Genomic DNA, 24,010 nt, shown 5'->3' with positions numbered 1-24,010 from the left:
GTAGATCTGCGCAGCGTTTTGCGGCCTCTTCGCAGCGCAAGGCTGCTCCTACAGGGACCGCGCTATCCGCAGCCTATCCTGCGAGAGGTTGCAGATCCGCGTCACGCACCAGCCGTTCCAAGGCCACCAGGTCCGGCACCCGCGCCACCTGCTCGCCCACCTGCACCGCCGCCAGCTCCAGGCTGCCCAGCGCCACATCCACATAATTGAGCTGGCTGTCGAGCTTGCACGAGCGTGGAATGTCCTGCAGCAGCACCGCCAGGTAGCGCAGCCCGGTATCGCCCAGGGCATTGAGCACCACGATGCGCGCGCGCTCGCCACACGGGGTTTCGCCGCCGCATGCGGCCTCGAAGCCGATCAGTGGCAAACGCTGCTTGCGCCAGTCGATCCAGCCCAGGTGCCAGGCGGGCTCGCCACGCTGGCACACCAGGTTGCGCTGGCCGAACAGTTCGGCCACGGCGACATTGGGCAAGACCAAGGTACGGTCGCCCAAGGGCAACAACAGGCCGGTAAGGCTGCTGCGCTGGCCCGAGATCAGTTCAAGCATGGGCTTGGCTCCAGTGGGCGATGCTCTGCAGCAACACAGACTCCTGGTAAGGCTTGCCCAGGTATTCATTGACACCAATGGCCATGGCCCGGTCGCGGTGCTTCTGCCCGGTGCGCGAGGTGATCATGATGATTGGCAAATCCTTCAGGCGCTCGTCGCGTCGAATGCGCGTGGCCACCTCGAAACCGTCCATGCGGGGCATCTCGATGTCCAGCAGCAACACATCCGGCCGATGCTCTTCCAACTGCGCCATGGCATCGACCCCGTCCTTGGCAGTGAGCACGCTCATGCCATGACGCTCCAGCAGCCGGCTGGTGACCTTGCGTACGGTGACCGAATCGTCCACCACCATCACCAGCAGTGACCGGCGCGGCGCCGGGCCGAACAATTGCCGCTGGGCATCGCCGCCGCCCGGCAAGCGCGCCAGGCGCCGTTGCTGGCCACGCAACTGGCCCAGCAGGTCGAGAATCAACACGACGCGGCCGTCGCCCAACAAGGTCGCGCCCGACAACCCGGCGACTGCGGCGAATTGCGGGCCGAGGCTCTTCACCACGATTTCCCGGCTGGGTGACAGGCTGTCGGCCTGGATCGCGAATGACTGCTCCTGGGAATGCACCAGCAGCACCGGCAGCGGCACGCTTTGCCCAAGCAGGCTGGGCCGTGGCTGGCCTTGCAGCAATTCACCCAGGTAGCGCAGGTCGTAGGTGTGGCCTGCGTAGACGTAACGCGGGGCATCCAGTTGGTAGCAGGCCGCCAGCTCCGCAGGCGGCACGCGGACAATGCCTTCGATGGTATTGAGCGGGATCGCGTACTGGTCCTCGCCCAGGTGCACCATCAGCGCGCGGTTGATCGACACCGTGAACGGCAGGCGGATCAGAAAGCGTGCGCCCTTGCCCTGGGCCGACTCGATGGTCATCGAGCCTCCCAGCTGCTTGACCTCTTCGTGCACCACGTCCATGCCCAGCCCACGCCCGGAAATCTGGGTGATCTTCTCGGCGGTGGAGAAACCGGGGCGCAAGATGAACTGCAAGACCTCGTGATCGCTCAAGTGCGCCTGCGGGTCCAGCAGGCCACGCTTGATCGCCTTGCGCCGCACGGCCTCCAAGGGTACGCCGGCGCCATCGTCGGTCATCTCGATGACGATGTCGGCGCCTTCGTGCAACAGGTTCAGGTGAATCGTGCCGTGCTCGGGCTTGCCGGCAGCCAAGCGCGCTTCGCGGCTTTCCAGGCCATGGTCGACGGCATTGCGCAGCATGTGCTCCAGCGGCGCCACCATGCGTTCGAGCACGCTGCGGTCCAGCTCACCTTCGGCGTTGCCCACCACCAGTTCAACCTGCTTGCCCAGTTCGCTGGCCACCTGCCGCACCACGCGTTGCAAGCGCGGCACCAAGCGTTCGAAGGGCACCATCAGGGTCGCGGTCAGGCCTTCCTGCAACTGGCTGTTCACCCGCGCCTGCTGCTGCAACAGGCCGTAGGCTTCCTGGGCACGCTGGGCCAGGGTTTCCTTCAGGTCGAGCAGGTCGGAGGCCGACTCGAACAGGGCCCGCGACAGCTGCTGCAGCTGCGAGTGGCGGTCCATTTCAAGGGGGTCGAAATCGTCGTAGGCGTCGCTCTCGAACGGCTGCCGGCTGGAAATCCGCCCCTGGGTCTCGACATCCAGGCGCAGCAGCTGGTCACGCATGCGCTCCAGGGTGGTTTCCATTTCGTTGAGGGTGAACTGGGCGTCGTTGACCTGCTGCTCGATGCGGCCACGGATCACCGAATGCTCACCGGCCAGGTTGCCCAGGTCGTCGAGCAGTTCGGCATCGACCTTGACCATGTCGCCGGCTGCCCGCTCCGGCGCGGCAGCAGGCACTTCGAGGGCCGAAGCCTCGACAGCACCTTGGCCCGCCGCGCTGTCGGTCAGGGCCGCACTGCTGAAGTTGCGGATGTAGTCGATCAGCGCCGTGGCGGCATGCAGCGGCTGCCCCAGGCGCACCGCATCGAGCATGTGCGCCAGGCGGTCATGGCAATTCTGCAACAAAGCGAACAACGGCGGGCTCGGCGGCAGGCGGCCAGCGGCGAGCAGTTCGTAAAGAAATTCCAGCTCGTGGGCCAGGTCGCCGATGGCGGCGATCTCGACCATGCGGGCACCGCCTTTAAGGGTATGCAGGTCACGCAGCAGGTTATCCACCTCGACACTGCTGCGTGGGTCGGCCTGCCAGCGCGCCAGGGCCGCAGCGGCGCTTTCGACGATGTCCGAGCTTTCTTCCAGGAAGACTTCCAGCAGCTCCTTGTCGCCTGGGCTCTCAGGCTCTTCAGTCAACGGCTCGCCCGCTGGCGGCAGCGCCAGGTTGCGCGACGGCCCCAGGCCAAGGTCCATGTCGGGGTGCAACGGGGTGACCGTATCAATGCCCACAAGGCCCGTGGCCTCAGGTGCCAAGGCCTGCGCCAAGAGGCTGCGCAAGCTGTCGATCAGCGCCGGCCTGGGCGAAATCTCCTGCCCGGCGGCCACCTCGTCGAGCATGTCCAGCAGCGCTTCATGGCCTGCCTGTGCCTGGGCGAAAAAGCGTGCGTCGGCGGCCAGGCTGCCCTCTTCCACGGCACCATAGACGTCGAGCAGGGCCTCGCAGACATCGTCCATCTGCCACAGGTCGGCCAGGTGCGCAGCATGGCCCAGGCTGGTCAGCTCATCGAGCAGGGTGTCCAGCGCCTGGCGCTGCCCCGGCTGCTCTTGCCAGCGCGACAGCAACGACTCGGCGTCGAGCAGAATGTCCATGGCCTGGGCCAGGAAGCTGGCGGTCAATTGCGGGTCGCGCTTGTTGCGGCGCGCATGCTGCGGGTCTTCATGCAGGGTGGCCAGGCGCACATCCACCGCCTGGCCCACTTGTTCGATCAATTCGGCGGCACCCGGGATGGCCGCCAGCGGCGTGCTGTCCAGCTGTGCCAGGCCCAGGTGGAACAATGAACGCCCGGCCTCCAGCCATTCGATCTCCGCCACTTGCAGGGGCAACTGGTGGCCCTTGTACTCACGCGCCAGGCGGTCGAAGGCGGTGGCCAGCTCGGCGACGGGCATCACGCCTGCCATGGCGGCGCTGCCCTTGAGCGTGTGCAAGGCGCGTTGCAAGCTGTCGCTGACCGGGGTGTCGTGGCCGTCGGCGCCCTGCAAGAATGCCTCGAGGCTGGCCAGGTGGCCGTGTGCCTCGCTGCGGAAGATGTCCAGCAGGTGCGGATCGAGGCCATCCACCTCAGCAGCGGGTGGCGCATCGTTTTCGGCCAGGGCATGCAGATGCCCGGCCAGTTGCTCGATTTCGGTCAGCTGCGGTAACTGCCCGGCGGCAAAGTCGGCCAACAGGTCAGGCAGGTGGACGAACACTTGCTGCAAGGCGACCACCCCTTCCGGGGTGAGCACGCTTCGGCCTTCGAGCATTCGATTCAGCAGATGCTCCGCGCCCCAGGCCAGCTCGGCCACCGCCTCGGCATGCACCATGCGCCCGCTGCCTTTGAGCGTATGCAGCGCACGGCGCACTTCCAGCAGTGCCTCGCGCTGCTGGTTGTCGGCTCGCCAGCGCAGCCAGTGGCGCTCGATTTCCGGCAGCAGTTCACCGGCCTCGTCGAGGAACACATCGCGCAGCTCATCGTCGATACCATCGCCGTAGTCTTGTTGGCCGAAGCCGGTTTCGCTGACCGCGCAGGCCACGCCCAGTGCCGCCAGGCTGGCGCGCGCCATTTCGATGAAGGGCTGAGCATCGGCAAGCGGGTCGGCCACCCGCCATTGCAGGTAGCATTCGGCTGCGCTCAGGGCATCGGCCAGGTGCGCCAGCTCATCGGCTGGCGGCTCGACGTCCAGGTGCTGCAACCAGCGTTGCACGTAGCTGGCGCAGCCGGCAAACACGTCGGCAGGGCCCGGCAGCATCAGCATTGCCAGCGCCCCGCGCACTTGCTGCAGCAGCCCCGGCAGCGGCTGCAGGCGCTGCCGGGGCCAGTCGGACTCCAGGCAATCACCAATCAAGTCCTTGGCCTGCTGCAGTACGGCCAGCGACTCGCTCAGCACCAACTGGCGGATCTCGGTGAGGTCCGAGCCCGGCATCCCACCCTGCCCGCTTTCTTCCAGCGGGCCGACCATGCCATTGAGGGTCGCCTCCACATACAACAGGGCACCCGCCACATCCATCAAGACCGCGTCATCCACCGAGCCCTCGCCGGGGGCCAAGGCCTGCAGCGCCAGCACCTGGTCGATGATCACCCGCCGCGGCTGCTGGAAGCCCAGCACTGCCAGGGTGTCGGCGACATGGCGCAACGGTGCGAGCAGGGCTTCGGACTGTTCGCTGTGCTGGCGGTCGCCGCGCACGAACTGGTCCAGGCGTTCCTTGATGCGCATCAGGTCGTCGCACAGCGCGCTCACCACCGAGCGCAGCGCATCGCGGCCGGGCCCGGCCTGCATCTGTTCCCGCCAGTTGCCCAGCGACAGGTCAAGGTTGGCCAGGTCATCGGAGCCGGCAAAGCGCTGGGCAGTGCCACTGATGAGGCTGGCCTGGGCCAGGGGCTCCACGCCGCGGCAGGCGCGCAGCTGGTTGAGCAACGGCAGCATCACCAAGGGCAGGTCGTGGCGCGCGCCGCGCAGCCGTTCCAGGTACGACGGCAGTTGCTCCAGCCCACGGAACAGCGCCCCCAGGCAGTCGCCGCGTGGGCTGACCTGGCCGTCGGCCAAGGCCCGGGCGAACAGCTCCAGCTCTTCAGCCAGGCGCGTCGCACCGCGCAACTCGAGCATGCGCAGGCAACCGTGCACCTGGTGCAGGTTGTCGACCACGAACGCCAGCATGGACAGATCGCCCGGCTCGCCAGCAAAGCGCTCCAGGGCCTGTCGCGCCTGGCCCAGGCAGTCGAGGATGGCGGCCTTGGTCCAGGCCAGCGCTACCGTTTCGTGGCGCTCGGGGCTTACAGCGGCAGAAGCCATGGGCATTCCTCAGCGCGGCTCGGCAGGTGCCGGCAGGGTGAAACCAGAAACAGACCGGCGCATCTCGCTGGCCATGCGTGCCAGGTGGCGGATGCTGTCGGCAGTGGCGCCGGACCCGGCAGACGTCTGCGCGGTGATCTGCTGGATAACGGCCATGGTGTGGGAGATCTGCCCGGCAGAAGACGTCTGCAACTGGGCCGCGTCGGAAATACTGTGGATCAGCTCAGCCAGGTTTTGCGACACCCCTTCGATCTCCGCCAGCGCCACCCCGGCATCCTGGGCCAGGCGCGCGCCGCGTACCACTTCGGCGGTGGTCTGCTCCATGGAGATCACCGCCTCGTTGGTATCGGCCTGAATGGTGCGCACCAGCGCCTCGATCTGCCGCGTGGCCGACGACGAACGCTCGGCCAGGCGCTGCACTTCGTCGGCAACCACCGCGAAACCACGCCCGGCTTCACCGGCCAGCGAGGCTTGGATCGCGGCGTTGAGGGCCAGGATGTTGGTCTGGTCGGCAATGTCGTCGATCAAGCTCACGATGTCGCCGATCTCCTGTGACGACTCACCCAGGCGCTTGATCCGCTTGGCGGTGTCCTGAATCTGTTCGCGAATGTTGTCCATGCCGTTGATGGTGTTGTGCACCACCTCGTTGCCCTTGTTGGCGATCGCCACCGAGCGCTCGGCCACCTTGGCCGACTCATAGGCATGCGCCGACACCCGGTCGATCGATTCGACCATGTCGCCCACCGCCTCGGACGCCTCGCTGATTTGCGCGGCCTGGTGCTCGGACGCTTTGGCCAGCTGACGCGCGGTGTTCTGCGTGTCCTGCACGGCAGCGGCCACCTGCACAGCGCTGTGGTTGATGGTAGCGACCAGGTCACGCAGTTGGTCGACGGAGTAGTTGATCGAGTCGGCGATGGCGCCGGTAAAGTCTTCGGTGACCGACACGGTGACGGTCAGGTCGCCATCGGCCAGCTCTTCGATCTCGTCGAGCAGGCGCATGATCGCCTGCTGGTTGCGTTCGTTCTTCTCCGCGGTCTCGCGCAGTTGCCGGTTGGTGGTGCGCACCATGACCAGGCCAATGAGGATGATCGAGGCCAGCGCCAGCAGGCCCAGGACGTAGCCGCCGACGGTGTCGAGGGTACGCCCGCCGGCCAGGTTCTCGAAGCCGTTGGCCAGGTGCGAGGCCTCGTCGAGCAGGGTTTGCGACAGGCTGAAGATGTTGCCCGCAGCTTCACGCACGCGGAACAGTTCGGGCGATGTTTCGAGGATTTCGTCCACCGAGCCGGCCACGAACTGGAACAGCTCGGCGATTTCAGCCAGCCGCGCCCGCGCATCGGCGTCCTCGACGCGGGTTACCTGCAGCGCGGGGTTGCCGTTGAGCATGCCCTCCAGCACCTGGCCAAAACGCCCGGCATCGCGGCCGAAGGCATCGGCGGCCTGGGCCGCGGTGTCGTCACCGGCCAGCACCGTGTTGACCGAACCGAGGATGCGCTCAGCCAGCAGCAACTGGCGCTGGGCGACGACCACCTGGTTGGCCGGGGCGCCGCTTTGCAGCAGGATTTCGACCACCTTTTCGTATTCGACCTGCAACTGCGGCACGGTCTCGGCAAGCGTCGCGGCCACCTGGTGCAGCGACAATACCGTCTGCTCGCTGGCCAGGATGGTATCGGTGTTCTTGCGCAGGTTCTCCCAGTCCTGGCGAACGGCTTCCATCTCATCGCGCACCGTGGCCGGTGCCGCTGGCAGGCCGGTGGACGTGTCACCTTCGCGCAGGTAGCTCCAGCGCCGCTCGAAATCGTTGCGCGCATCCGACAGCAGCTTGAACGCCAAGGCCTTGCCCGTCGCCGCCTCGGTGGCGTTCTTGGCAATCCGCTGGGACAGCACGCGAAGCTCACCGGCATGGCCGATGTACTGTTTGTCGTAGTTGGACTGGGTGCTCAGGTAGGCGAAATTGGCGAACAACAGGATGATCGACAAGATCAGCACCAAAAACAGCACGGTGATCTGCGCGATGCTGCGCGTACGCGGAGCCATGGGCGTTGCAGTAGCGCTGGTGGCAGGCTTGTTCACGTTCGCAGGTCCTATAACGCCACATCAAGAAAGCCCGGCGCCTGGGCCAGGGCGAAGGGGCTGAAAATTGCCCAATTGCGTTCACGCGGGAAGTGCCCCTGCACAAAGCGGGCGGCCGCGCGGATCAAGGGCTGCGGGGGCGACAGCTCCAGGCTGCTCAGGGCAAAGTGCTGCAGCCCCAGTACTTCGTCCACCAGCAGGCCGACGAACAGGTCCTCATGGTCCAGCACCAGCACCCGCCGCTGCTTGCCGGGGGCGGCCGGGCCAAGCCCGAAGAAGCTGCTCAGGTCCATTACCGGCAGCAACCGCCCGCGCAAGTTGGCAACCCCGCAGACCCAGGGCTGAACCCCAGGAACACGGCTGCTGCGCGGTTCGCGCAGCACTTCGGCCACCTCGCCCATGGGCGCGACGAACCATTGCCCGGCGATCCGAAAGCCGATCCCGCTCCACTGTTGCAGGCGGGTGTCCTGCGGTGGCTGGTCCGCCACCAGCAGGCGGCAGCGCCGGTCGATGTCCAACAGCAACTCGAAGGCGGTCAGCGACGCGCCATGAGGGCGGGTGGTCAAGCCCCCAGCACTTCTTTGAGCTTGGCGATCAGTGCGTCTTCTTCGACCGGTTTGGTCAGGAAGTCGCGGGCGCCCTGGCGCGTCGCCCAGATACGGTCGGTTTCCTGGTCCTTGGTGGTTACCACGATCACCGGAATGGCGCTGGTTTCCTTGTCCTTGCTCAGCTGGCGAGTGGCCTGGAAGCCGTTCATGCCGGGCATGACGATGTCCATCAGCACTGCATCGGGCTTCTCCTGACGGGCCAGGGCCACGCCATCGCCACCGTTGTTGGCCTTGAGCACCTCGTAGCCGTGCTTTTCCAGCCATTCGGTCAATCTGTACATCTCTGTCGGCGAGTCGTCGACAATCAGAACTCGGGCCATGCTGTTTCCCCATCAGGAAAGTAAGACCGCGCCATGGCGGACGCGGTCAGGGTGCGTGTTGTTGGTGTTCGGCAAAACCAGGCACATGAGCCCTGATCGCCTCGAGCAGTTCTTCTTTACTGAACGGCTTGGTGAGGAACTGGTCGGAGCCCACCACCCGCCCGCGGGCCTTGTCGAACAGGCCGTCGCGCGACGACAGGAGGATCACCGGTATGTCCTTGAAAGCGCTGTTGTGCTTGATCACGGCGCAGGTCTGGTAACCGTCCAGGCGCGGCATCAGCACATCGACGAAGATGATGCGTGGCTGGTGATCGACGATCTTGGCCAGGGCATCGAAACCATCGCTGGCGGTAATCACCTCGCAACCCGCTTCGCCGAGCAACATCTGCGCGGTACGGCGGATCGTGCGTGAGTCGTCGATCACCATGACCTTCAGGGGTTGTTCCATCACTTGGGCTACCGTCGCTGCTCAGGCCAGAATTGCTGGGGCCGCGTTGCGACCCTTTCGCGACACAAGGCCGCTCCTACAGGTTTGCGCAGCATTGTGCCTCGCATTTTTAGCACACTCCGGGTAGCCATTCCATCTGCTGCGCCCCTTGACCATCGGCGCTCCCGGCGCCACCCTGAGCCACTTTTCTTTCGATCCATCGCGGCTGCGCGCCGCCAAGAGGAACCACCCCATGAGCGTTCGCCTCGGCATTGTCATGGACCCCATCGCGTCCATCTCCTACAAGAAGGACAGCTCGCTGGCCATGCTGCTGGCCGCCCAGGCACGCGGCTGGAGCCTGTTCTACATGGAACAGCGCGACCTGTACCAGGGCGAAGGCAAGGCCCGTGCACGCATGCGCCCGCTAAACGTGTTCGCCGACCCAGCGCGCTGGTTCGAGCTGGGCGACGAGCAGGACAGCCCCCTGGCCGAGCTGGACGTGATCCTGATGCGCAAGGACCCGCCGTTCGACATGGAGTTCGTCTACAGCACCTACCTGCTGGAGCAGGCCGAGGCCGAAGGCGTGCTGGTGGTCAACCGCCCGCAGAGCCTGCGCGACTGCAACGAAAAACTGTTCGCCACGTTGTTCCCGCAGTGCACGCCACCGACCCTGGTCAGCCGCCGCCCGGACATCATTCGCGAATTCGCGGCCAAGCATGGTGACGTGATCCTCAAGCCGCTGGACGGCATGGGCGGCACTTCGATCTTCCGCCACCGGGTCGGCGACCCCAACCTGTCGGTGATCCTCGAAACCCTGACCGCCCTGGGCGCGCAGCAGATCATGGCGCAGGCCTACCTGCCAGCGATCAAGGACGGCGACAAGCGCATCCTGATGATCGACGGCGAGCCGGTCGACTACTGCCTGGCGCGCATCCCGGCCAGTGGCGAAACCCGCGGCAACCTGGCCGCCGGTGGCCGTGGCGAAGCGCGCCCGCTGACCGAACGTGACCGCTGGATCGCCGCCCAGGTCGGCCCGACCCTGCGCGCGAAAGGGCTGCTGTTCGTTGGCCTGGACGTGATTGGCGAGCACCTCACCGAAATCAATGTCACCAGCCCGACCTGTATTCGCGAGATCGACAACGCCTTCAACACCGACATCGGCGGGCAATTGATGGACGCCATTGATCGCCAGCTGAAGGCGCGCTGACCGGCAACGCGCGGCACAATCGCGGAGTGGGGTATGATGCGGGTCCTTTTTACTTGGCCTGCTGCCCCGCCCCGCGGTTGCTGGATACCTGATGACGCTGCCCGCTGACATCCCCTCCGACCTGCTGCCACCGCGCGTTCGCCCGGTGGACCGGCTCGGCTTTACCCTGTTCCTGGCTGCCCTGGTGCACCTGGCGCTGATCCTTGGCGTCGGTTTTACCGTGGTCAAGCCGGCTGAAATCCGCCATACCATGGACATCACCCTCGCCACCTTCAAAAGCGAGAAAGCGCCCGAGAAGGCCGATTTCCAGGCTCAGGACAACCAGCAAGGCAGCGGCACCCTGGAGAAGAAGGCGGTGCCCAAGACCACCGAACTCGCCCCCTTCCAGGACAGCAAGATCAACAAGGTCACGCCCCCGCCTGCGGCCAAGCCCGAGGTCGCACCGCCGCCCACGCCTGAGAAGTCGGCCGTGGTGACCAAGGCCGCCAAGCCTCACAAAGTCGAGCCCAAGCCCAAGGAAAGCAAGGCGCAACCAAAGCCTGCAACGCCCACGCCTGATTTTGACAGCTCGCAGCTGTCCAGCCAGATCGCCAGCCTTGAGGCAGAGCTGTCCAATGAACAGCAGCTGTATGCTAAACGCCCGCGCATCCACCGCCTCAACGCCGCCTCGACCATGCGCGACAAGGGCGCCTGGTACAAGGAAGAATGGCGCAAGAAGGTCGAGCGGGTGGGCAACCTCAATTACCCTGACGAAGCGCGGCGCCAGCAGATCTACGGCAACTTGCGCATGATGGTCTCGATCAACCGCGATGGTTCGCTGTACGAAGTGCTGGTGCTGGAATCGTCCGGGCAACCGGTGCTGGACCAGGCGGCGCAACGTATTGTCAGGCTGGCGGCGCCGTTTGCGCCGTTTACCGGGGACTTGGCGGAATTCGACCGGTTGGAGATCATCCGTACCTGGCGCTTTGCCCGTGGGGACCGGTTGTCCAGTAACTGATTTGCTGGCTGTACTGGCCTCTGTGGGAGCGGGTTTACCCGCGAAAGCGTTCGACAAGGCAACCTAATTGCCTGATCTGACGCATTCGCGGGTAAACCCGCTCCCACAGGGATCGAGTAAGCCCTTCAGAGCACCTTGTCAGCCTCGCCACCTGGCGCCACACTATCCCCCATGAAAACCCTCGCCCCGAGCTACCTCAAGCATCAGTTCCTGATCGCCATGCCGCACATGGCCGATCCGAACTTTGCCCAGACCCTCACGTACATCGTCGAGCACAACGCCAATGGCGCCATGGGCCTGGTGGTCAACCGACCGCAGGAGCTCAGCCTGGCCGACATCCTCGAACAGTTGCGCCCGGACGATGAACCCCCGGCCAGCACGCTGCACGTGCCGATCTACCAGGGCGGCCCGGTGCAAACCGATCGCGGCTTCGTGCTGCACTCCAGCGAGTGCACCTACCAAGCCACCGTCGAACTGCAGGGCCTGTCACTGTCCACCTCGCAGGACGTGTTGTTTGCCATTGCCGAGGGCGTGGGGCCGCAAAACAGCCTGATTACCCTGGGCTACGCGGGCTGGGAAGCCGGCCAGCTGGAAGCCGAACTGGCCGACAATGCCTGGCTCAACTGCCCGTTCGACCCCGAGATCATCTTCGGCCTCGCCAGCGACCAGCGCCTGAACGCCGCCGCCGCCAGCCTGGGCATCAACCTCAGCCTGCTGACCAGCCAGGCGGGCCACGCCTGATGGCCGAGCTACGCCTGCTGCTGGGCTTTGACTACGGCACCAAACAGATCGGGGTGGCGGTTGGCCAGGTCATCACCGGCCAGGCCCGCGAGCTGTGCACCCTGAAAGCGCAGAACGGCGTGCCGGACTGGGCCCAGGTGGAAAAACTGGTCGCTGAATGGAAACCCGACGCCATCGTCGTCGGCCTGCCGCTGAACATGGACGGCACCCCCAGCGAGATGAGCGCGCGCGCCGAGAAATTCGCCCGCCGCCTGAACGGCCGCTTCAACCTGCCCGTGCACACCCACGACGAACGCCTGACCACCTTCGAGGCTAAAGGCGAACGCCTGACCCGCGGTGGCCAGCGCGGCAGCTACCGCGACAACCCGGTCGACGCCATTGCCGCCGCCCTGCTGCTGCAAGGCTGGCTGGAGGCCAATACCTGATCATCTTTGCCGCCGGGCAGAGCCGGCGGCCCCCGAGGAGCACGCAATGAGCCTACCCAATCCCGCCGATCTGATCCGGCAGATGGCTGTCGACCTTCGCGCCCACCTGGCCCGCCGTGCTATCACCGAGCCGCGCTTCATCGGCATTCGCACGGGCGGCGTCTGGGTCGCCCAGGCCCTGCAGGAAGAAATGGGCGATACCAGCCCCATGGGCACCCTGGACGTGTCGTTCTACCGCGATGACTTCAGCCAGAACGGCCTGCACCCGCAAGTACGCCCGTCCGAGCTGCCGTTCGAAATCGAAGGCCAACACCTGGTCCTGATCGACGACGTCCTGATGAGCGGTCGCACCATCCGTGCCGCGCTCAACGAGCTGTTCGATTACGGCCGCCCGGCCAGCGTCACCCTGGTCTGCCTGCTCGACCTGGATGCCGGCGAGCTGCCGATTCGCCCCAATGTGCTGGGTGCCACCCTGTCGCTGGCAGCCCATGAACGGGTAAAATTGACCGGACCCGCACCGCTCGCCCTCGAGCGCCAGGACCTCGCCTCCGCTTCCGCCCTTTAAGAGTCCCCCGCGATGACGCCAATCGACGCCAAGCGCCCGCTGCAGCTCAATGATCAGGGCCAGCTGCGCCACTTTCTCTCGCTCGACGGTTTGCCCCGCGAACTGCTGACCGAGATCCTCGACACCGCCGACTCCTTCCTGGAAGTCGGTGCCCGGGCCGTGAAAAAAGTCCCGTTGCTGCGCGGCAAGACCGTCTGCAACGTGTTCTTCGAGAACTCGACCCGTACCCGCACCACTTTCGAACTGGCCGCGCAGCGCCTGTCTGCCGACGTGATCAGCCTCAACGTGTCGACTTCCTCGACCAGCAAGGGCGAAACCCTGTTCGACACCCTGCGCAACCTTGAAGCCATGGCTGCCGACATGTTCGTCGTGCGCCACTCCGATTCGGGCGCCGCGCACTTCATCGCTGAACACGTGTGCCCGGATGTGGCCGTGATCAACGGTGGCGATGGCCGCCATGCGCACCCGACCCAAGGCATGCTCGACATGCTGACCATCCGTCGGCACAAGGGCAGCTTCGAGAACCTGTCTGTCGCCATCGTCGGCGATATCCTGCATTCGCGCGTGGCGCGTTCCGACATGCTCGCGCTCAAGGCGCTGGGCTGCCCGGACATCCGCGTGATCGGCCCGAAAACCCTGATCCCGATCGGCATCGAGCAATACGGCGTGAAGGTCTACACCGACCTCGCCGAAGGCCTGAAAGACGTCGACGTGGTGATCATGCTGCGCCTGCAGCGTGAGCGCATGGCCGGTGGCCTGCTGCCCAGCGAGGGCGAGTTCTACCGCCTGTTCGGCCTGACCACTGCGCGCCTGGCCGGTGCCAAGCCCGATGCCATCGTCATGCACCCTGGCCCGATCAACCGCGGTGTGGAGATCGAATCGGCAGTGGCCGACGGCAAGCACTCGGTGATCCTCAACCAGGTGACGTACGGCATCGCCGTGCGCATGGCCGTGCTGTCCATGGCCATGAGCGGGCAAAACGCGCAACGCCAACTCGACCAGGAGAACGCCCTGTGAGCATCAGTATTCTTGGCGCCCGGGTTATCGACCCCAACAGCGGCCTGGACCAGATCACCGACCTGCACCTGGACGGCGGCCGCATTGCCGCCATCGGCGCAGCACCGGCCGGCTTCAGCGCCAGCCGCACGATCCAGGCCGATGGCCTGATTGCAGCGCCTGGCCTGGTCGACCTCGACGTCGCCCTGCGCGAGCCGGGCTACAGCCGCAAAGGCAACATCGCCAGCGAAACCCGCGCCGCCGTGGCCGGCGGTGTGACCAGCCTGTGCTGCCCGCCGCAGACCAAACCGGTGCTGGACACCTCGGCCGTGGCCGAGCTGATCCTCGACCGTGCCCGCGAAGCCGGCAACAGCAAGGTCTACCCGATCGGCGCCCTGACCAAGGGCCTGGAAGGCGAGCAACTGGCCGAGCTGGTGGCCCTGCGCGACACCGGTTGCGTGGCCTTCGGCAATGGCCTGCAGCAAATCCCCAACAACCGTACCCTGGCCCGTGCCCTGGAGTACGCCGCCACCTTCGACCTGACCGTGGTGTTCCACTCCCAGGACCGCGACCTGTCCCAGGGTGGCCTGGCCCATGAAGGCGCCATGGCCAGCTTCCTCGGCCTGCCGGGCATCCCGGAGACTGCCGAAACCGTGGCCTTGGCGCGCAACCTGCTGCTGGTCGAACAGAGCGGCGTGCGGGCGCACTTCACCCAGATCACCAGCGCCCGCGGCGCGCGCTTGATCGCCCAGGCCCAGGAACTGGGCCTGCCGGTGACCGCCGACGTGGCGCTGTACCAGCTGATTCTCACCGATGAGTCGCTGCGCGAGTTTTCCAGCCTGTACCACGTGCAGCCACCGCTACGCACCGCCGCCGACCGCGACGGCCTGCGCGCAGCCGTCAAGTCGGGGGTGATCCAGGCGATCTCCAGCCATCACCAGCCGCACGAGCGCGATGCCAAGCTGGCGCCGTTCGGTGCCACGGAGCCGGGTATCAGCAGTGTCGAAGTGCTGCTGCCACTGGCCATGACCTTGGTAGAAGACGGCCTGCTCGACCTGCCGACCTTGCTGGCACGCTTGACCAGCGGCCCGGCTGCCGCCATGCGCCTGCCGGCGGGTGAACTGAAGGTAGGTGGCGCGGCGGACCTGGTGCTGTTCGATCCGAAAGCCTCGACCGTTGCCGGCGAACAGTGGCTGTCCCGTGGCGAGAACTGCCCGTTCATCGGCCACTGCCTGCCTGGCGCTGTGCGTTATACCTTGGTCGATGGGCACGTCTGCCACGAGGCCTGAGTAACCCCAGGGGCCGCTCTGCGGCCCATTCGCGGGGCAAGCCCGCTCCCACAGGACCTTCGCAATCATCAAGGCAAGCGCAGAACCTGTGGGAGCGGGCTTGCCCCGCGAATGAGCCAGCACAAATGTGCCCGCCAAGCTCAACCGCTCATCCCCCAAGGTTGAAATCCTTCCCCCCACCCCCATATGAGTCTGCATCAGGCACTTTCGCCCCGCTGCGTGGAGACTCTCCCCTTGACCACCATCGTTTCTGTCCGCCGTAACGGCAAAGTCGTCATGGGCGGCGACGGCCAGGTTTCCCTCGGCAACACTGTGATGAAAGGCAACGCTAAAAAAGTCCGTCGCCTGTACCACGGCCAGGTCATTGCTGGCTTCGCCGGTGCCACCGCCGATGCCTTCACCCTGTTCGAACGCTTTGAAGGCCAACTGGAGAAACACCAGGGCCACCTGGTCCGTGCCGCCGTCGAGCTGGCCAAGGAATGGCGTACCGACCGCTCCCTGAGCCGCCTGGAGGCCATGCTGGCCGTGGCCAACAAGGATGCATCCTTGATCGTTACCGGTAACGGCGATGTGGTCGAACCCGAAGACGGCCTGATCGCCATGGGTTCCGGTGGCGCCTACGCCCAGGCCGCCGCCCGCGCCCTGCTGAACAAGACCGACCTCTCGGCCCGCGAAATTGCCGAGACCGCGCTGAACATCGCCGGTGACATCTGCGTATTCACCAACCACAACCTGACCATCGAGGAGCAGGACCTGGCCGACTGATCAGTTGTTTTGGCGTCCCGCCCAGGGCGGGACTTTTCCACACTGATTGCTCTGCTCGAGGACCATTTTCATCATGTCCATGACCCCCCGCGAAATCGTTCACGAACTCAACCGCCACATCATCGGCCAGGACGACGCCAAGCGCGCCGTGGCCATCGCCCTGCGCAACCGCTGGCGGCGCATGCAACTGCCGACCGAGCTGCGCGCCGAGGTGACCCCGAAAAACATCCTGATGATCGGCCCGACCGGTGTCGGCAAGACCGAAATCGCTCGTCGCCTGGCCAAGCTGGCCAACGCGCCGTTCATCAAGGTCGAAGCGACCAAGTTCACCGAAGTCGGCTACGTCGGCCGTGATGTCGAATCGATCATCCGTGACCTGGCCGATGCCGCGCTGAAGATGCTCCGCGAGCAAGAAATCATCCGCGTGCGCCACCGCGCCGAAGACGCCGCTGAAGACCGCATCCTCGATGCCCTGCTGCCGCAGGCGCGGGTCACCAGCTTCAGCGAAGAAGCCGCGCAGACCAGCAGCGATTCCAACACCCGCCAGCTGTTCCGCAAGCGCCTGCGCGAAGGCCAACTGGACGACAAGGAAATCGAGATCGAAGTGGCTGACGCCGTAGGTGTCGAAATCGCCGCGCCGCCTGGCATGGAAGAGATGACCAACCAGCTGCAGAGCCTGTTCGCCAACATGGGCAAGGGCAAGCGCAAGGCGCGCAAGCTCAAGGTCAAGGAAGCGCTGAAGATGGTCCGTGAAGAAGAAGCGGGCCGCCTGGTCAACGAAGAAGAACTCAAGGCCAAGGCCCTGGAAGCCGTTGAACAGCACGGTATCGTGTTCATCGACGAAATCGACAAAGTGGCCAAGCGTGGCAATGTCGGCGGCGCCGATGTGTCCCGCGAAGGTGTCCAGCGCGACCTGCTGCCGTTGATCGAAGGCTGCACCGTCAACACCAAGCTGGGCATGGTCAAAACCGACCACATCCTGTTCATTGCCTCGGGTGCGTTCCACCTGAGCAAGCCAAGCGACCTGGTGCCTGAGCTGCAGGGCCGCCTGCCGATCCGTGTCGAACTCAAGGCACTGACCCCAGAAGACTTCGAGCGCATCCTACGGGAGCCGCACGCTTCGCTGACCGAGCAGTACCAGGCACTGCTGAAAACCGAAGGGCTGAACATCGAGTTCCTCACCGACGGTATCAAGCGCCTGGCCGAGATCGCCTACCAGGTCAACGAGAAAACCGAGAACATCGGTGCCCGCCGCCTGCACACCCTGCTCGAGCGCCTGCTCGAAGAGGTGTCGTTCAGTGCCGGTGACCTGGCCAGCACTCACGATGAAACGCCGATCCAGATCGATGCGGGCTATGTGAACAGCCACCTGGGTGAGCTGGCGCAGAACGAAGACCTGTCGCGCTATATCCTGTAAGACCGGATGGGCTGCAAAGCAGCCCCAATCAAGCTTGAATCCCTCCCTCAGAAGCTGGAAGCTTGCAGCATCAGCTCCCCAGAGATTCAGCCCATGGCCCGTCTGCCCACCGCCATCAACCTGCACAAAGCCTCCAAGACCTTGAGCCTTACCTACGGCCCCAACGAGGTCTACCACCTGCCCGCCGAATTCCTGCGCGTGCACTCCCCTTCCGCCGAGGTCCAGGGCCACGGCAACCCCATCCTGCAAGTTGGCAAGGTCAACGTCGGCCTCGCTGGCCTCGAACCCGCCGGCCAATATGCACTGAAATTGACCTTCGACGACGGCCATGACAGCGGCCTATTCACGTGGGAGTACCTCGAGCAACTGTGCCTGCGCCAGGAACAGCTGTGGGCCGAGTACCTCGACGCGCTGCACAAGGCCGGAAAATCCCGCGATCCGGCCGAATCGGTCGTGAAACTCATGCTCTAGCGCAAGCCCTCGAACGTTTAGAGCGCATTTTCTAATCTCATCTGCTTGAATGCCCCTACAGGCAGCTCAGTGACGGGCTGTCTTGCGCATTACATGAAAGTCGGGTAACCAATGGAGCTGGCAAGTTCCCTGCATCGTCTTGAAGGCAATCAGGGCCTGGCCGGTATGTAGAGGTCGCGAGCGAAAGCAGGCTGTCTTCACACGCAGAATTCCCCGCAGCTCATCGCCGAATGCATCCGGCCCGCAGCACCGCTGTTCCTTATCACTGGTCACCCGAGTAGCAGTACCGGGCTCTGGACTGTGCAAGCGCCACAGGCAACCGGTACTCGTCTCTGGACAACGGAGCGTCGCAGATGAGTAACAAGAACAACGATGAGTTGCAGCGGCAGGCCTCGGAGAACACCCTGGGGCTGAACCCGGTCATCGGCATCCGCCGCAAGGACCTGTTGAGCTCGGCACGCACCGTGCTGCGCCAGGCCGTGCGCCAACCTTTGCACAGCGCCAAGCACGTGGCGCACTTCGGCCTGGAGCTGAAGAACGTGCTGCTGGGCAAATCCAGCCTCACCCCCGAAAGCGACGACCGCCGCTTCAACGACCCGGCCTGGAGCAACAACCCCCTTTACCGCCGCTACCTGCAAACCTACCTGGCCTGGCGCAAGGAGCTGCAGGAGTGGATCGGCAATAGCGACCTTTCACCCCAGGACATCAGCCGCGGGCAGTTCGTCATCAACCTGATGACCGAGGCCATGGCGCCGACCAACACCTTGTCCAACCCGGCCGCGGTCAAGCGCTTCTTCGAAACCGGTGGCAAAAGCCTGCTCGATGGCCTGTCCAACCTGGCCAAGGACGTGGTCAACAACGGTGGCATGCCCAGCCAGGTGAACATGGACGCCTTCGAAGTGGGCAAGAACCTGGGCACCAGCGACGGCGCCGTGGTGTTCCGCAACGACGTGCTGGAGCTGATCCAGTACAGCCCCATCACCGAACAGGTGCATGCGCGGCCACTGCTGGTGGTGCCGCCGCAGATCAACAAGTTCTACGTGTTCGACCTGAGCCCGGAAAAAAGCCTGGCGCGCTTCTGCCTGCGCTCACAACAGCAGACCTTCATCATCAGCTGGCGCAACCCGACCAAGGCCCAGCGCGAATGGGGCCTGTCGACCTACATCGATGCGCTCAAGGAAGCGGTCGACGCCGTGCTGGCGATTACCGGCAGCAAAGACCTGAACATGCTCGGCGCCTGCTCTGGCGGCATCACCTGCACCGCGCTGGTGGGCCATTACGCCGCCCTGGGCGAAAACAAGGTCAATGCCCTGACCCTGCTGGTCAGCGTGCTGGACACCACCATGGACACCCAGGTCGCGCTGTTCGTCGATGAACAGACCCTCGAAGCCGCCAAGCGCCACTCCTACCAGGCCGGCGTGCTCGAAGGCAGCGAGATGGCCAAGGTGTTCGCCTGGATGCGCCCCAATGACCTGATCTGGAACTACTGGGTCAACAACTACCTGCTCGGCAACGAGCCGCCGGTGTTCGACATCCTGTTCTGGAACAACGACACCACGCGCCTGCCGGCCGCCTTCCACGGCGACCTGATCGAGATGTTCAAAAGCAACCCACTCACCCGCCCCGGTGCACTGGAAGTGTGCGGCACGCCGATCGACCTGAAGCAGGTCACCTGCGACATCTACAGCCTCGCCGGCACCAACGACCACATCACCCCGTGGCCGTCCTGCTACCGTTCGGCACACCTGTTTGGCGGCAAGATCGAGTTCGTGCTGTCCAACAGCGGCCACATCCAGAGCATCCTCAACCCACCGGGCAACCCCAAGGCGCGCTTCATGACCGGCGCCGATCGCCCGGGCGACCCCGTGGCCTGGCAGGAGAACGCGACCAAGCATGCCGACTCCTGGTGGCTGCATTGGCAAAACTGGCTGGGCGAACGTGCCGGCGACCTGAAAAAAGCGCCAACCCGGCTGGGCAACCGCGCCTATGCCGCTGGCGAGGCATCTCCGGGCACTTACGTTCACGAACGTTGAGTTGCAGCGCCGTGGCCACCTGCGGGTGGGCCACGGTGTTCACTTCACCACAGAGCCACGCGCATGCCGTCACCCTATATCTTCAGGACCGTCGAACTGGACAACCAGTCCATCCGCACTGCCGTGCGCCCGGGCAAGCCGCACCTGACGCCGCTGCTGATCTTCAACGGCATCGGCGCCAACCTGGAGCTGGTGTTTCCGTTCATCGAAGCGCTGGACCCAGACCTGGAAGTCATCGCCTTCGACGTACCGGGCGTAGGCGGCTCGTCGACGCCACGCCAGCCCTATCGCTTTCCGGGGCTGGCCAAGCTCACGGCACGCATGCTCGATTACCTCGACTACGGCCAGGTGAATGTGATCGGCGTGTCGTGGGGCGGCGCCCTGGCGCAGCAGTTTGCCCACGACTACCCCGAGCGCTGCAAGAAGCTGGTACTGGCCGCCACGGCTGCCGGCGCGGTGATGGTGCCGGGCAAACCCAAGGTGCTGTGGATGATGGCCAGCCCCCGGCGCTACATCCAGCCTTCGCATGTAATCCGCATCGCCCCGCTGATCTACGGCGGTGGCTTTCGCCGCGACCCAGACCTGGCCATGCGACACGCAGCCAAGGTGCGCTCCGGCGGCAAGCTGGGCTATTACTGGCAACTGTTCGCCGGGCTTGGCTGGACCAGCATTCACTGGCTGCACAAGATCCAGCAGCCCACCCTGATACTGGCTGGCGACGACGACCCGTTGATCCCGCTGATCAACATGCGCCTGCTGGCCTGGCGGATTCCCAATGCCCAGCTACACATTATCGACGACGGCCATCTGTTTCTGATCACCCGGGCCGAGGCCGTCGCCCCGATCATCATGAAGTTCCTCCAGCAAGAGCGTCAGCGCGCGGTCATGCATCCGCGCCCGGCTTCGGGCGTGTAGGGGCGGGTTCGCCCGCGACGGGGCCAGCAGGCGCCAAGGGTCAAGACGAGGGAGTGTTGCCATGAAAGACAAACCGGCCAAAGGAACGCCAACGCTTCCCGCCACCAGCATGAACGTGCAGAACGCCATCCTCGGCCTGCGCGGTCGCGACCTGATTTCCACGTTGCGCAGTGTCGGCCGTCATGGCTTGCGCAACCCGCTGCATACCGCCCGCCACCTGCTGGCCCTGAGCGGCCAGCTGGGCCGCGTGATGCTCGGCGATACCCCTTACCAGCCGAGCCCGCGAGACACCCGCTTCAGCGACCCGACCTGGAGCCAGAACCCGTTCTACCGGCGCGGCCTGCAAGCCTACCTGGCCTGGCAAAAGCAGACCCGCCTGTGGATCGATGAAAGCCACCTGGACGACGATGACCGCGCCCGCGCGCAGTTTCTGTTCACGCTGATCAACGATGCCCTGGCGCCCAGCAATTCGCTGCTCAACCCACTGGCCGTGAAGGAGCTGCTCAACACCGGCGGGCAAAGCCTGGTGCGTGGCGTGGCGCACTTGCTTGACGACTTGCGCCACAACGATGGCTTGCCTCGCCAGGTAGACGAACGCGCCTTCGAGGTGGGTGGCAACGTCGCGGCAACCCCCGGCGCCGTGGTGTTTCGCAACGAATTGCTGGAGTTGATCCAGTACCAGCCGATGAGCGAAAAACAGCACGCCCGCCCACTGCTGGTGGTGCCGCCGCAGATCAACAAGTTCTATATCTTCGACCTCAGCTCGACCAACAGCTTTGTCCAGTACATGCTCAAGAACGGCCTGCAGGTGTTCATGGTCAGTTGGCGCAACCCCGACCCACGGCACCGCGAGTGGGGGCTGTCGAGCTACGTTCAGGCCCTGGAAGAGGCGCTTAACGCGTGCCGCAGCATCAGTGGCAACCGCGACCCCAACCTGATGGGCGCCTGCGCTGGCGGCCTGACCATGGCAGCGCTGCAAGGCCACCTGCAAGCCAAGCACCAGTTGCGCCGAGTGCGCAGCGCCACCTACCTGGTCAGCTTGCTGGACAGCAAGTTCGAAAGCCCCGCCAGCCTGTTCGCCGACGAGCAGACGATCGAGGCGGCCAAGCGCCGCTCGTACCAGCGCGGTGTGCTGGACGGCGCCGAGGTGGCGCGGATCTTCGCCTGGATGCGGCCCAATGACTTGATCTGGAACTACTGGGTCAACAACTACCTGCTCGGCAAGACCCCGCCCGCCTTCGACATCCTCTACTGGAACGCCGACAGCACACGCCTGCCGGCGGCGCTGCATGGCGACCTGCTGGACTTCTTCAAGCACAACCCGCTGACCCACCCGGCAGGCCTTGAGGTGTGTGGCACGCCCATCGACCTAAAGCAGGTCGACCTCGACAGTTTCACCGTGGCCGGCAGCAACGACCACATCACCCCGTGGGATGCCGTGTACCGCTCAGCCATGCTGCTAGGCGGCGACCGACGCTTCGTGCTGGCCAACAGCGGGCATATCCAGAGCATCATCAACCCACCTGGCAACCCCAAGGCCTACTACCTGGCCAACCCGAAGCTGTCCAGCGACCCGCGTGCCTGGTTCCACGACGCGCAGCGCAGCGAAGGCAGTTGGTGGCCATTGTGGCTGGAGTGGGTCACCCCCCGCTCCGGCCCGCTGAAAGCGCCACGCACCACGCTTGGCAATACCACCTATCCGCCGCTGGGCCCTGCGCCAGGCACCTATGTCCTGACCCGATGAGCACACCGCCCGGATGAAGACCCGCGACCGTATCCTTGAATGCGCCCTGCAACTGTTCAACCAGCAAGGCGAACCGAATGTCTCGACCTTGGAGATCGCCAACGAACTGGGCATCAGCCCTGGCAACCTGTACTACCACTTCCATGGCAAGGAACCGGTTGTGCTGGGCCTGTTCGAGCGTTTCGAAGAAGCGCTGATGCCGCTGCTCGACCCACCGCTTGAAGTGCGCCTGGAGGCCGAGGACTACTGGTTGTTCCTGCACCTGATCGTCGAGCGCATGGCCCAGTACCGCTTCCTGTTCCAGGACCTGTCCAACCTGACCGGGCGCCTGCCGAAGCTGGCCCGCGGCATGCGCAGCCTGATCAACGCACTGAAGCGAACCCTTGCCGCGTTGCTGGCCAGCCTCAAGGGCCAGGGACAAGTGGTGAGCGAAACCCAGGCGCTGGGGCAGTTGGTGGAGCAGATCACCCTGACACTGATGTTCTCGCTGGATTACCAGCGCGTGCTGGGGCGGGAGGGGGATGTGGGGATCGTGGTATACCAGGTGATGATGCTGGTGGCGCCGCATCTGCAGGCCCAGGCCCGGGCGGCGGCGGAGCAGTTGGCGGTGCGGTATCTGGAGGGGTAGTGCCGCATCGGCGGTGCCCTCTTCGCGGGGCAAGCCCGCTCCCACAGAGACCCAGCTCAGGGTTTGCAAGCTGAGCTGAATCTGTGGGAGCGGGCTTGCCCCGCGAAGAAGGCGACGCGGTTAGATCAGGGTACCGGTACCGGTCGGTGCCGACGGTGTGCTGCTGGCCGGTGCCGCGCTTGGCGCTGGCGCTGCAGCTGTAGCAGTCGGAGCCGGTGCCGCACTGGCCGCAGGTGCGGCCGGTTTGGCCGGGGCCTTCTTCACTGCCGGTTTCTTCGCCGCTGCAGGCTTGGCCGCAACAGGCTTGGCAGCGGGTTTGGCAGCAGGTTTGGCCGCAGGCTTGGCAGCAGCGGTTTTCGCAGCAGGTTTAGCCGCAGGTTTTGCCGCAGCCGCTTTGGCCGCCGGCTTGGCTGCTGCGGTTTTCGCAGCAGGTTTGGCAGGCGCCTTGGCCAGTGGCTTGGCAGCGGCTTTGCTCGCAGCCGCCTTGGAGATCGGTGTGACCGAGGCACCGGTCAGTTTCTCGATCTGCTTGGTCAGGCTGTCCACTTGCTGGTGCAGCGCCTTGATCTCATTGCGGCTTGGTACGCCCAGGCGCGAGATGGCGCTGTTCAGGCGCTTGTCGAAGGCTTCTTCAAGCTCGCTCCACTTGCCCAGCGCGCGATCCTTCACGCCGGACACGCGCGACGTGGTCGAGGCCTTGGCGCTATCAGCCACGTCTTCGGCGGTCTTCTTCGCCTGCTTCTCGGCCTTCTCGCCGTCCTTCACCAGCGTATCGAACAGCTTCGGGCCGTCCTGGTCGATCTTCGAATAGATCCCCAGGCCCGCCAGCCAGATCTTGCGGGAGTACTTCTCGATCCCGCCGACCCAGGAGCTGCTTTCTTTGTCGGAATTCTTCTTGCCAGCCATCCT

At 65.0% G+C, this 24,010-nt stretch carries 21 protein-coding genes; 14 read left to right on the top strand and 7 right to left on the bottom strand.

Annotated features, from left to right (window positions below; translation table 11 throughout):
- Positions 1-73: 73 nt before the first annotated feature.
- The 6 genes from QOS90_RS02765 to QOS90_RS02740 are packed head-to-tail and all read right to left on the bottom strand — an operon-like array spanning position 74 to position 8,929.
- Entirely contained in the window at positions 74-547 is a 474-nt protein-coding gene (locus tag QOS90_RS02765; RefSeq protein ID WP_027592439.1) for a chemotaxis protein CheW, read from the bottom strand.
- Positions 540-5,483 carry a hybrid sensor histidine kinase/response regulator gene (locus tag QOS90_RS02760; protein ID WP_085272271.1) on the bottom strand — a complete coding sequence of 1,648 codons (4,944 nt, stop codon included), beginning with the start codon at positions 5,481-5,483 and terminating at the stop codon, positions 540-542. Before QOS90_RS02760 ends, QOS90_RS02765 begins: the two co-directional genes overlap by 8 nt.
- Before the next feature lie 9 nt (positions 5,484-5,492).
- Positions 5,493-7,517: a methyl-accepting chemotaxis protein gene (locus QOS90_RS02755; RefSeq protein ID WP_189662490.1), complete on the bottom strand. Its 2,025-nt coding sequence runs from the start codon at positions 7,515-7,517 to the stop codon at positions 5,493-5,495.
- A gap of 47 nt (positions 7,518-7,564) precedes the next feature.
- Positions 7,565-8,119 carry a chemotaxis protein CheW gene (locus tag QOS90_RS02750; RefSeq protein ID WP_027592436.1) on the bottom strand — a complete coding sequence of 185 codons (555 nt, stop codon included), beginning with the start codon at positions 8,117-8,119 and terminating at the stop codon, positions 7,565-7,567.
- Complete coding sequence (gene pilH, locus QOS90_RS02745) at positions 8,116-8,481, bottom strand: twitching motility response regulator PilH (protein WP_085272270.1); 366 nt, start codon at positions 8,479-8,481, stop codon at positions 8,116-8,118. Before pilH ends, QOS90_RS02750 begins: the two co-directional genes overlap by 4 nt.
- 46 nt (positions 8,482-8,527) lie before the next feature.
- Positions 8,528-8,929, bottom strand: a complete 402-nt coding sequence (locus QOS90_RS02740) for a response regulator (protein WP_027592434.1) — start codon at positions 8,927-8,929, stop codon at positions 8,528-8,530.
- A 232-nt stretch (positions 8,930-9,161) separates the two neighbouring features.
- Here QOS90_RS02740 and gshB point away from each other — a divergent pair, with 232 nt between their 5' ends.
- The 14 genes from gshB to QOS90_RS02670 all read left to right on the top strand — a co-directional run bounded on the left by gshB (position 9,162) and on the right by QOS90_RS02670 (position 23,101).
- Positions 9,162-10,115 (top strand): glutathione synthase, encoded by a 954-nt coding sequence (gene gshB, locus QOS90_RS02735; RefSeq protein WP_027592433.1) that lies wholly within the window; start codon positions 9,162-9,164, stop codon positions 10,113-10,115.
- Between the two features lie 91 nt (positions 10,116-10,206).
- Positions 10,207-11,112, top strand: coding sequence for an energy transducer TonB (locus tag QOS90_RS02730; protein ID WP_027592432.1), 906 nt, complete (start codon positions 10,207-10,209; stop codon positions 11,110-11,112).
- A 171-nt stretch (positions 11,113-11,283) separates the two neighbouring features.
- Positions 11,284-11,853, top strand: a complete 570-nt coding sequence (locus QOS90_RS02725) for a YqgE/AlgH family protein (RefSeq protein ID WP_027592431.1) — start codon at positions 11,284-11,286, stop codon at positions 11,851-11,853.
- Positions 11,853-12,278: a Holliday junction resolvase RuvX gene (gene ruvX, locus QOS90_RS02720; protein ID WP_027592430.1), complete on the top strand. Its 426-nt coding sequence runs from the start codon at positions 11,853-11,855 to the stop codon at positions 12,276-12,278. Before QOS90_RS02725 ends, ruvX begins: the two co-directional genes overlap by 1 nt.
- 46 nt (positions 12,279-12,324) lie before the next feature.
- Entirely contained in the window at positions 12,325-12,843 is a 519-nt protein-coding gene (gene pyrR, locus QOS90_RS02715; RefSeq protein ID WP_027592429.1) for a bifunctional pyr operon transcriptional regulator/uracil phosphoribosyltransferase PyrR, read from the top strand.
- A 12-nt stretch (positions 12,844-12,855) separates the two neighbouring features.
- On the top strand, positions 12,856-13,860 hold the full coding sequence (locus tag QOS90_RS02710) for an aspartate carbamoyltransferase catalytic subunit (protein WP_027592428.1): 1,005 nt from the start codon (positions 12,856-12,858) through the stop codon (positions 13,858-13,860).
- The gene (locus QOS90_RS02705; protein ID WP_085272269.1) at positions 13,857-15,128 is read left to right on the top strand and encodes a dihydroorotase; all 1,272 of its coding nucleotides are present in this window, start codon (positions 13,857-13,859) and stop codon (positions 15,126-15,128) included. The genes QOS90_RS02710 and QOS90_RS02705 overlap by 4 nt, the downstream gene beginning before the upstream one ends.
- Before the next feature lie 234 nt (positions 15,129-15,362).
- Entirely contained in the window at positions 15,363-15,893 is a 531-nt protein-coding gene (hslV, locus tag QOS90_RS02700; protein ID WP_085272268.1) for an ATP-dependent protease subunit HslV, read from the top strand.
- Positions 15,894-15,966: 73 nt separating this feature from the next.
- On the top strand, positions 15,967-17,310 hold the full coding sequence (gene hslU / locus QOS90_RS02695) for an ATP-dependent protease ATPase subunit HslU (protein WP_027592426.1): 1,344 nt from the start codon (positions 15,967-15,969) through the stop codon (positions 17,308-17,310).
- A gap of 93 nt (positions 17,311-17,403) precedes the next feature.
- Positions 17,404-17,781, top strand: coding sequence for a gamma-butyrobetaine hydroxylase family protein (locus QOS90_RS02690; protein WP_027592425.1), 378 nt, complete (start codon positions 17,404-17,406; stop codon positions 17,779-17,781).
- A gap of 353 nt (positions 17,782-18,134) precedes the next feature.
- On the top strand, positions 18,135-19,814 hold the full coding sequence (phaC, locus tag QOS90_RS02685) for a class II poly(R)-hydroxyalkanoic acid synthase (protein WP_027592424.1): 1,680 nt from the start codon (positions 18,135-18,137) through the stop codon (positions 19,812-19,814).
- Positions 19,815-19,877: 63 nt separating this feature from the next.
- A complete protein-coding gene (gene phaZ / locus QOS90_RS02680) occupies positions 19,878-20,729 on the top strand; it encodes a poly(3-hydroxyalkanoate) depolymerase (RefSeq protein ID WP_027592423.1) in 852 nt (283 codons plus the stop codon).
- Positions 20,730-20,790: 61 nt separating this feature from the next.
- Positions 20,791-22,473 carry a class II poly(R)-hydroxyalkanoic acid synthase gene (phaC, locus tag QOS90_RS02675; RefSeq protein WP_027592422.1) on the top strand — a complete coding sequence of 561 codons (1,683 nt, stop codon included), beginning with the start codon at positions 20,791-20,793 and terminating at the stop codon, positions 22,471-22,473.
- 13 nt (positions 22,474-22,486) lie between these two features.
- Positions 22,487-23,101 carry a TetR/AcrR family transcriptional regulator gene (locus QOS90_RS02670; RefSeq protein WP_027592421.1) on the top strand — a complete coding sequence of 205 codons (615 nt, stop codon included), beginning with the start codon at positions 22,487-22,489 and terminating at the stop codon, positions 23,099-23,101.
- Positions 23,102-23,221: 120 nt separating this feature from the next.
- Here the strand turns inward: QOS90_RS02670 and QOS90_RS02665 are convergent, their stop codons facing one another.
- The gene (locus QOS90_RS02665) at positions 23,222-24,007 is read right to left on the bottom strand and encodes a phasin family protein (RefSeq protein ID WP_085272267.1); all 786 of its coding nucleotides are present in this window, start codon (positions 24,005-24,007) and stop codon (positions 23,222-23,224) included.
- Positions 24,008-24,010: the final 3 nt, after the last annotated feature.

Source organism: Pseudomonas sp. LAIL14HWK12:I10 (assembly GCF_900184205.1).
Classification (GTDB): Bacteria; Pseudomonadota; Gammaproteobacteria; order Pseudomonadales; family Pseudomonadaceae; genus Aquipseudomonas; species Aquipseudomonas kermanshahensis.
The sequence above is the reverse complement of the archived record's forward strand: the minus strand, read 5'-3'. Positions and strand labels throughout refer to the sequence as shown.